The organism is Arthrobacter sp. (genome assembly GCF_030540645.1).
Taxonomy (GTDB): Bacteria; Actinomycetota; Actinomycetes; order Actinomycetales; family Micrococcaceae; genus Specibacter.
Genome location: NZ_JAUNVV010000120.1, coordinates 1 through 6,670, shown reverse-complemented (window position 1 = coordinate 6,670; position 6,670 = coordinate 1). Strand labels below are relative to the sequence as shown.

Annotated in this window: 5 protein-coding genes, 1 tRNA gene and 1 pseudogene; 2 read left to right on the top strand and 5 right to left on the bottom strand. The window is 61.1% G+C overall.

Annotated elements, in window-relative coordinates:
- Positions 1–297, top strand: a pseudogene (locus Q4P21_RS15445) (hypothetical protein); the annotation flags it as partial.
- Positions 298–462: 165 nt separating this feature from the next.
- Here the strand turns inward: Q4P21_RS15445 and Q4P21_RS15440 are convergent.
- Positions 463–1,884 (bottom strand): sulfatase-like hydrolase/transferase, encoded by a 1,422-nt coding sequence (locus tag Q4P21_RS15440; protein WP_303389614.1) that lies wholly within the window; start codon positions 1,882–1,884, stop codon positions 463–465.
- Between the two features lie 138 nt (positions 1,885–2,022).
- Positions 2,023–2,095: transfer RNA gene (locus tag Q4P21_RS15435), tRNA-Arg, on the bottom strand.
- Between the two features lie 278 nt (positions 2,096–2,373).
- Between Q4P21_RS15435 and Q4P21_RS15430 the strand changes: the two genes are divergently transcribed.
- Positions 2,374–4,206, top strand: a complete 1,833-nt coding sequence (locus Q4P21_RS15430) for a phosphoenolpyruvate carboxykinase (GTP) (RefSeq protein ID WP_303389613.1) — start codon at positions 2,374–2,376, stop codon at positions 4,204–4,206.
- Between the two features lie 140 nt (positions 4,207–4,346).
- Here the strand turns inward: Q4P21_RS15430 and Q4P21_RS15425 are convergent, their stop codons facing one another.
- The 3 genes from Q4P21_RS15425 to Q4P21_RS15415 form a co-directional block, all read right to left on the bottom strand.
- Positions 4,347–5,519 (bottom strand): globin domain-containing protein, encoded by a 1,173-nt coding sequence (locus Q4P21_RS15425; RefSeq protein ID WP_207346281.1) that lies wholly within the window; start codon positions 5,517–5,519, stop codon positions 4,347–4,349.
- 102 nt (positions 5,520–5,621) lie between these two features.
- Positions 5,622–6,080 (bottom strand): Rrf2 family transcriptional regulator, encoded by a 459-nt coding sequence (locus tag Q4P21_RS15420; RefSeq protein ID WP_303389612.1) that lies wholly within the window; start codon positions 6,078–6,080, stop codon positions 5,622–5,624.
- Positions 6,081–6,083: 3 nt separating this feature from the next.
- Positions 6,084–6,533 (bottom strand): hypothetical protein, encoded by a 450-nt coding sequence (locus Q4P21_RS15415; RefSeq protein WP_303389611.1) that lies wholly within the window; start codon positions 6,531–6,533, stop codon positions 6,084–6,086.
- Positions 6,534–6,670 lie beyond the last annotated feature (137 nt).

The window sequence follows — 6,670 nt, the reverse complement described above, 5'->3', positions numbered from 1 at the left end:
GAACCCACTGAGTCGGCGACGGCGAGCCCGAGCCCGTCGGAAACTGCGGTGCCGACGTCCACCAGCCTGGCGACAGCCGGACCGGGCGCCGCAACAACCAAGGGCCAGGAGCCGACGTCGGCCGCTGCTGCACCCGGCAGCACCATCCCCGGCAGCACTGCCCCGGCAGCCGGCAGTGGTGACGACCTGGCCAGCACAGGTGCCCACTCCACCAAACTGCTGGTGGGTGCCCTCCTGCTCCTCATGGCAGCAGGAGGCGCACTGATGCTGGGAGGGCGCGGCCGCCGCAGGGCCTAGTCGTGGCATTCTCCGGACTACCAGCCAGCGCCGGATGAATGCTGCCTGTGAGCAAGAGGGGTGTAACGAGAAATCCGTTGCACCCCTCTTCCTTGCCATCAGTTCTGTTCAGCCCGAGTGGTCGCACGCCCTCGGCAAAGATGCCAGTGGACGGCTAGGAAAAGGCTAGGAACTCGCGTACCGGCCGGCGTCGTCCTCGGCAGTCCAGACGGGGGAGTTCTGGCCCAAGCCTGTGACAGGGCGGGTGAAGCCGTCATATTGCGGCTCGGAATGGTCGCGGAACCACGCCACCAGCTCGCCGTGGAGTTGCTCCTTGAGCGCTGTGAACACCGGATTGTCGAATTCATTGGACAGTTCACCGGGGTCGGAGATGAGATCGTAAAGCTCTCCCGGGGCGTCGCCATGGCGCCAAACATACTTGTGCGTGGTGGTGCGGATCATGCGGGTGCCGCCGTATTCGTCGAAAATGACGATCGAGTCCTGTCCAGCCGCATCCCATTCTTCGGGTGAACCCAGGAAGCGCGGGGCAATGGAGTCCCCGGCAATGAGCGGATCCACCGGCTTGGGTGCCCCTGCAAGCTCCAGCACTGTGGCGTGGAAGGAAGCTGCCGTGGTGAGGACGTCGTCCAGGCGGGGCGTGATGGTGCCGGGACGGTTGATGATGAACGGGACAAGGATCGAATCCTCCCAGACATTGAGCGGAACGGTGCCGTTGCCCTTGCCCCAAATTCCGTGCTGGCCGCAGCTGAAGCCGTTGTCCGAGGTAAAGATGACATAGGTGTCCTCACGCGCCCCGGCCTCCTCCAAAACCTCCAGGAGCTGGCGCACGCCCTTGTCCACAGCTGTCAGCGAGGCGCAGTAGCCAGCCAAATTCTCCGTGGGATTCCTCATGCCATCGGCAAGGTCCCCATAACCCCAGTTGAACCATTCATGGGCGGGAAGCCGCGGGACGCTCGGGAACTCGCAGCCATCGTAGAGGTCCAGGTACTCCGGTGGATGGTTGCCATCGGTCCACGGGCTGTGGGGGGCCGTGTAGTGCACCTGAAGGAAGAACGGTTCATCGGCGGCGGCAAGCTCGCGCAACATGCCCGCGGCCCGCTCGGAAATGGCATCGGTGATGTAGCCGGGCTCCTCGTGCACCACCCCGTCCTCCACAACGGGTGCCCCAAAGTAGGAGCCGCCGCCATCCCGGTGGCTGTACCAATGCTGAAAACCAGGTGCGGCCTGGCGGGCATCGCCCAGATGCCACTTGCCGGCATGGGCACAGGTGTAGCCCGCCCGGTTCAGCAGCTCGGGGGTTGTTTCAAAGTTTTCAAGGTAATGGACGCCCACAGTGCTGACTCCGCTGTTCTCGCAGCGGATCCAGTCATGGACTCCATGGGCCGACGGCATGCGTCCGGTGGCCAGCGAAGCCCTGGCGGGGGAACAAACCGGCGAGGTGCAGAAGAACCGGGTGAGCTCGTGGCCGGTGGCTCCAAGCTCGTCGAGGGTGGGCGTAATGAGCTCCGGCATGGTGCGACCGCGGGCCCAGGCTCCCTGGTCATCTGTCATGACCACCAGGAAATTGGGGGACTTGTGTGCGGACATTTATCTGCTCCTGTCGCTTGTTGCCTCCATTGTGCCAACATCGGGTTAATGGGTGGGCAGTCAGTGTTGCGGCGGCTCAGGGTTAAACGGCAAAACGAAAGGGTCCCAAACTCAACGTTTGGAACCCTTTCTTCACTGTGCGCGCGAAGGGATTCGAACCCCCAACCTTCTGATCCGTAGTCAGATGCTCTATCCGTTGAGCTACGCACGCATATTTTGTTTTTTGTTTCTTTGTTGACCCTTGGGCCGTGAATAACTCTAACCTGACATGCCTGCGGATACAAATCGAAGTGGCGGTGTTCCCAGACACTAGACCGGTCTACGTGACGTACCTCACTAATGTTGACGGTAACAAAATTGAAGAACCGCAGAGATCCGCGGTTTTCTTCACACCAGCAGCGCACACATCCCATATCCAATGCCCGGGGTGTCCGAATCGTGAGCCATAGCATTTAGATACAACCTACCCACCTACTGAAGGGACTCGCAATGGGCAACGCTGCTGCAATGCAGGAATCCGTCGAGCACGCAATGACCACCCACGAGGGCCTTACCGCTTGGGTTGCAGAGGTTGCTTCCCTGACCCTGCCGGAGAACATTCACTGGGTGGACGGATCAGCGGCGGAATATGCGCAGTTGACGGATCAACTGGTTGAGGAGGGGACGCTGACCAGGCTCAATGACGAGCTGTTCCCCAATTCCTTTGCGGCATTCTCGGACCCCAAGGATGTGGCCCGCGTTGAGGGCCGGACCTTCATCTGTTCCAGGGAAGAGCGCGACGCTGGGTTCACCAACAACTGGATGAATCCTGCGGAGATGAAGGAAATCCTGAACGGAAAGTTCGCCGGCAGCATGCAGGGGCGCACCATGTACGTCATTCCGTTCGTCATGGGCCCACTTGATGCAGACGACCCCAAATTTGGTGTGGAGATCACGGACTCCGCATACGTAGTTGCCTCAATGCGCATCATGGCTCACATTGGCAGCGACGTTCTTCGCAAGCTCGAAGACACCAACGCCTTCTTCGTCCCCGCACTGCACTCAGTTGGTGCGCCGTTGGCGCCCGGCGATAAGGACGTGCCGTGGCCGTGCAACGACGAAAAGTGGATTGTGCACTTCCCCGAAGAGCGCTCCATTTTCTCCTTCGGCTCCGGCTATGGCGGAAACGCGCTCCTGGGCAAGAAGTGCTTTGCGCTGCGGATCGCCTCCGCCATGGCCCGTGACGAGGGGTGGCTCGCTGAGCACATGCTGATCCTCAAGCTCACCAGTCCGGAAGGTAAGGACTACCATGTGGCCGCCGCGTTCCCCTCAGCATGCGGCAAGACTAACCTGGCGCTGTTGGAGCCCACCGTCCCTGGATGGACGGCTAAAACGCTCGGTGATGACATCAACTGGATGCGCTTCGGCAAGGAGGGCGAGTTGCGGGCCGTGAACCCGGAGGCCGGCCTCTTCGGTGTGGCACCCGGCACGGGCTGGCACACCAACCCCAACGCCATGTCTGCAGTGGCCAAGGGAAACACCATCTTCACCAACGTTGCCTTGACGGACGACGGCGGTGTTTGGTGGGAGGGTATGACCCGTGAAGTGCCCGCTCACCTGACAGATTGGCAGGGCAACAGCTGGACGCCGGACTCCGGACGGACCGCAGCGCACCCCAACTCCCGTTTCTGCACCCCCATCGATCAAGTAGACATGCTGTCCAAGGACTACTACGACCCCAAGGGTGTGGAAATCAACGCCATCTTGTTCGGCGGACGCCGCAAGACCACCATCCCGCTGGTCACCCAGTCCCGCGACTGGACCCACGGAATCTTCATGGGCTCCACGCTTTCCTCGGAAACCACGGCCGCAGCCACGGGTGCTGTTGGCGTGGTACGGCGGGATCCGATGGCCATGCTGCCGTTCATCGGTTACAACGCTGGGGACTACCTCAAGCACTGGATCGAGCTTTCAGAATCCGCCAACCCTGCGCGTCTGCCCAAGATCTTTCTCGTGAATTGGTTCCGCCGCGCCTCGGACGGAAGCTTTGCCTGGCCAGGGTTTAGTGAGAACAGCCGCGTCCTCAAATGGATCATCGAGCGCATTGAGGGGAAAGCAGCGGCAGTTGAGACCCCCATTGGGTTCGTCCCGACCCTGGATTCCTTGGATCTGGACGGTCTCGACGTTACAGAGGCCGGAATGGCGGATGCGCTCAAGGTTGTTCCGGAGGAGTGGGAGGCCGAGCTGGCTGGCGTCGAGGAGTGGTACGCCCGCTTTGGCGACTCCCTGCCGGAGGAATTGGCTGCTGAGCTCAGCGGTCTGAAGGAGCGCTTCACCGCCTAATCACAGAGTCGGTGCCACTAATCTACAACCACGATGGCGCCACGGTTCCCGGAGCGGGGATGGATTTTCAAGGTCGCTCAGCGACCGAGGAAATCTTACTGCCCGCGAGGGAACCGTGGCGCCATCCACAGTTCTGGAGGTTAGCCAGCGGCGCCGGCCAGCCACAGGTCGGGGCCGAAGACCTCGTAGTGGATCTTGGTGGACGGGATGCCGGCGTCCATGGCTTGGTTGCGGATGGCCTTCATGAACGGCAGCGGGCCGCAAACGTACATGGAGGCGTTGGCGGGAATGTCCAGGCCGTCGAGTGTCATGAAGCCTTTGTTGAAGCCTTCGGTGGGCTCTTCCAGCCAGAGCTGCATGGTGGCGCTGGTGATGGCGTCAACGTCGGTGGTCATCTGCTCGCGCAGGGCCCAGGCTTCGAGGTTCTTCTCAGCGTGCAGGACCATGACCTCGCGGTCGGCGCCGGCGTTGGCCAGGGCGCGCAGGGCCGATGCGGACGGGGTGCAGCCGATGCCTGCCGTGGCAAACACGACGGGGCCTTCGCCGTCGAGCGTCACATCACCGTAAGGGTTGGAAAGTTCGACGACGTCCCCGACCTTCACATTGTTGTGCAGCACTGGTGAAACCTCGCCGCCGTCGTCGCGCTTGGTGGTGAACACGCGGCGGGTGGTGGAATCCACATCGGCAGACAGTGAGTACTGGCGGCACTGGAGCAGGCCATCGGGAAGGGCCACCTTCACGGTGACGAACTGGCCGGGGCGGGCTACGGTGACGGGGGTGTCGTCGGCCGGCTCCAGCACGAAGGTCATGGAGTCTGCGCCAGCGGGGTTCTTCTCAACGATGGTCCAGGGCATCCACAGCTTGTCATTGGCCTGCATGGCGTAGAGGCCCTTTTCGATCTTGATGAGGGCGTTGGCCATGAGCCAGTAGACCTCGGTCCAAGCTTCGGCGATCTCGGCGGTGATGACGTCGGCAAGCTCTTCGGCGATGGCCTCGAAGAGGTACTTGTAGACAATGTCGTACTGGTCTTCGGTGATGCCAAGGCCGGTGTGCTTGTGGGCGATGCGGCTGAGCATCTGCTCGGGAATGATGTTCGGGTTGGCCACCAGGGCTGAGGCGAAACCTGCGATGGAGCCGGCCAGGGCCTTTTGCTGTTCACCGTTGTTTTGGTTGGCGCGGCTGAACAGGCCGTTCAGGAGTTCGGGACGCGCAGCAAACATGCGGCTGTAGAAGTTCGGGGTGATGGCGCCCAGTCGTGAACCAACCAAAGGCAGTGTGGCAACAATCAGTGGGCGCGATTTTTCCGAAAGCATCTTTTACTCCTTGGGTGAAAGTCATGGTGACAAGTCCAAAGTAGCATTTGAAATGCGAGTTTAAATTCATGACTTCTACGTGAAGTAGAAAAAGTATTGAGATTACGCGGAACAGCCCGGACGCACTGTGCTTAATGTCACAGGGATGGGGCCCGTTGAAGTCTTTTTAGCCAGGCTGAAGATGGTGACATCGTCCAGGGAAAGGTAGAACGCTTCACGGGCATGGTTCAACGCCCCGCGCAGTCCGCAGGCGTGGACCAGCGGGCACGAGCCCATGTTGGTGATGCATTCGGCCACGTCGCTGTGGTCATCGAGCACGCGCAACACCTTGCCTACCGTGGCAGCCTTGCCGGCAGCGGAAATGCGCACGCCACCGCTGCGGCCGCGGATGGCCTCCACAAGCCCCATTTGCCGAAGCTTGAGCACGGCCTTGCTGACGTGGTTGTAGGGAGTGCCCACCGCCTCGGCGAGCTCCCGCGTGGTGGAAAGCTCGCCGTCGGGCATGGCACTGAGCACCATCAACAGCCGCAGGCTCACATCTGAAAAGCTATTGATGCGCATGCGTTATGCCCAGATGGTTTGTTCGCCAGCTTCAAGGAACGGATTGCCGAACTCCCAGCCGCTGGGTGCGTGGCGGTAGGGACGCACGGCGGAGACGCTCAAACCGGTGTGGTGCTCGGCCATGACGTGGATGGCGTCCGTGGAATCGTCGGGCAGGTGGATGTCACAGACGACGGCGGCAGCCCGATTTTGTTCGCGCTGTTGCGTCAGGGCCTCAAACAGATCCGCAACCATTTGGTCGGCGTCGAGTTCGGTTTCCCCTTCACCTTCGCCGGCAACCTCGTTCGGTGCCACCGCCACGAGGTTGATGTCGCCGTCGTGCGTGAGAACAAGCCCCACCGGCATGAAGGCGCCATGGGTTTCCAACTGCTCGGCAGCCACGCCCAACGCGGTGCCGATGACCTTGTTGAGGTCGTCCTGAATCAGTTCGTCTGGCTTGGATTGTTCGGGCATATTTTGCTCCATGAATGCTCCTGAAAGATGGTGTGGGTGGTGCAGTTCTTGCGAAAAGACAACTTGCTAAAGGACTAAGGCTGTTATCTGCGCACGAGTTCCAGGACGTGGTCGCGGACATCTGCCATGGTGACGAT

What these genes read in the sequence shown, in the direction of transcription:
- Q4P21_RS15440 (WP_303389614.1), bottom strand. Translation starts at nt 1,884, where the DNA reads ATGTCCGCACACAAGTCCCCCAATTTCCTGGTGGTCATGACAGATGAC.
- Q4P21_RS15430 (WP_303389613.1), top strand. Translation starts at nt 2,374, where the DNA reads ATGGGCAACGCTGCTGCAATGCAGGAATCCGTCGAGCACGCAATGACC.
- Q4P21_RS15425 (WP_207346281.1), bottom strand. Translation starts at nt 5,519, where the DNA reads ATGCTTTCGGAAAAATCGCGCCCACTGATTGTTGCCACACTGCCTTTG.
- Q4P21_RS15420 (WP_303389612.1), bottom strand. Translation starts at nt 6,080, where the DNA reads ATGCGCATCAATAGCTTTTCAGATGTGAGCCTGCGGCTGTTGATGGTG.
- Q4P21_RS15415 (WP_303389611.1), bottom strand. Translation starts at nt 6,533, where the DNA reads ATGCCCGAACAATCCAAGCCAGACGAACTGATTCAGGACGACCTCAAC.